This window comes from Caldanaerobius polysaccharolyticus DSM 13641, assembly GCF_000427425.1.
Lineage (GTDB): Bacteria > Bacillota > Thermoanaerobacteria > Thermoanaerobacterales > Caldanaerobiaceae > Caldanaerobius > Caldanaerobius polysaccharolyticus.
This window is the reverse complement of sequence record NZ_KE386493.1, coordinates 6,524-8,610: the sequence shown is the minus strand read 5'-3', so window position 1 is coordinate 8,610 and position 2,087 is coordinate 6,524. Positions and strand designations below refer to the sequence as shown.

2 protein-coding genes are annotated in these 2,087 nt (G+C 35.8%); both read right to left on the bottom strand.

All coding sequences use genetic code 11. The features are described 5' to 3' along the window. On the bottom strand, positions 1-707 hold a 707-nt coding region (locus tag CALPO_RS12780; protein WP_084295073.1), incomplete at its 3' end, for a carbohydrate ABC transporter permease. A gap of 13 nt (positions 708-720) precedes the next feature. Then, the gene (locus CALPO_RS0100025) at positions 721-1,680 is read right to left on the bottom strand and encodes an ABC transporter permease (RefSeq protein WP_026485511.1); all 960 of its coding nucleotides are present in this window, start codon (positions 1,678-1,680) and stop codon (positions 721-723) included. Positions 1,681-2,087 lie beyond the last annotated feature (407 nt).

Here is a 2,087-nt window from a genome sequence, read left to right as displayed (position 1 = left end):
AAAAAACGGCAAATATTCAGTGAAATTGAATAAATTTGACCAAATTTGGACTTTGAAAACATTTTTATGGTACAAAATCCAGTATTCCACATTCCTACTGCGTAAAAAAGTGCCATCGTAGCCATTATCGGCATTGAAAGAGGAAGAACAATGTGAATCAATATTCCATATGTATCCATACCATCTACCGCTGCCGCTTCTTCCAATTCGGTAGGAATACCTTCAAAAAACGTCTTCATTATTATGACGTTATAAGTGCTTATTGCTCCCGGTAAGACCACCGCCCATATAGTGTTGCGCATTCCCAGCGCATTAACAAGTAAGTAAGTGGGTATCAGTCCGCCGCTAAAAAACATCGTAAAGACTATAAAGCCCAGGATAACCCCTCTCCCTTTTAAACGTTTTTTTGAAAGAGGATAAGCCAAAATGGTAGACAGAAATAACGACACAGCAGTACCTACAATAGTATATATAATAGTGTTTTTATAACCTAACCAGAAGTAAATTTCCCTTGTAAGTACTTGGTACGTCCTCAATGTAAATCCTTTGGGAAACAACGTAACCTGGCCTGCGTATACAAATTTCTCACTGCTCAACGACTCCGCCACCAAGTATAAGAACGGATACAGCGTAACAACAACCACTAAAAGCATTATCAACACGTTCACCACTTGGAATACCCTATATTGCTTAGAAACACCTACCATAGTTTCACCTCCCTTACCACAAACTCATATCTGCAAATCGTCTGGAAATATAGTTTGCTGTACTCAACAATATTAATCCTATTACCGACTCAAATAATCCTATAGCAGCCGCATAACTGAAATTATTTGATTCCAATCCCATCCTATAAAGGTATGTCGATATAACATCCGCCGTAGAATAAGTAAGAGGATTATAAAGTAATAAAATCTTTTCAAAGCCAACCGACATAAGCCCGCCTATATTTAAAATCAAAAGTATCATTATAGTTGGCATAATGCCAGGTATCGTTACGTGAAGGGTCTGCTGCCATCTATTTGCTCCATCAATTATCGCAGCCTCATACAACTCAGGGTTAATGTTAGCTAATGCAGCCAGGTATAATATTGCATTCCATCCCATTTGTTGCCATATACCTGATACTATGTAAATGGTCCTAAACCACTGGGGTTCAGCTAAAAAATTTATAGTTTTTCCTGTAAAATGTTTGAGAACCATATTTACGACGCCCGTAGAAGGAGAAAGTATCTCCATTATCATACCTGCTACAATGACCATTGATAGAAAGTGAGGTAAATATGAAACGGTTTGCACAAACCTTTTGAATAACTGATTTCGTAGCTCATTTAACAACAAAGCAAATACGATGGGAAATGGGAAACTGAATACCAAATACTCTACACTCAGTATTATGGTGTTTTTAAACACTTGCCAAAACGTTGGATCAGTCCAAAACATCTTAAAATATCTTAAGCCAACCCACTCTGTTCCATAGACAGGTCCCCCAGGATAAAATTTTCTAAAAGCTATAACGTTTCCAAACATCGGAATATACCTGAAAATCACATAGTAAATCACGGGCAATATCAAAAGGCTATACAGCTGCCAATCCTTTTTAACAGCGGTTAAATTCTTTCTTAGTATAACGTATCTCGTGCTCCTAGGCCTTGTAGCGCTATATACCTCTGCTTTCATCCGATTCCCTCTTTCTTATTAGATTTGTCTTGGTAAGCACATCACATAACCCTATACAGCTTACCCCCCTTTCATTTTATATCAATTCACACCTTTTTAAAAAAACTTTATTAAGTTTTCATTTTCATTTTAACTCTCTATAAAAATGTTTTCAAAGTCCAAATTTGGTCAAATTTATTCAATTTCACTGAATATTTGCCGTTTTTTTTTTTTTCAGAATTTTTCTCACGATCTCTTGCTTTTTCTTTGCTTTTTACATGCACTTACAAAAAAAGGCCCTAATCGGCCTTTTTATCTAAAAAGATCTATTATCTTTTAGAATAAACCTTATCATACTCCGCTGTAAAAACATTTTCATAGTCTAAATTCAGTTAGATTAGCCGCAATATTGCTGTTTTTTTAAAAAT

Bases quoted from the DNA above. Each gene is read 5' to 3' on its own strand.
- CALPO_RS0100025 (WP_026485511.1), bottom strand. From the start codon at position 1,680: ATGAAAGCAGAGGTATATAGCGCTACAAGGCCTAGGAGCACGAGATAC.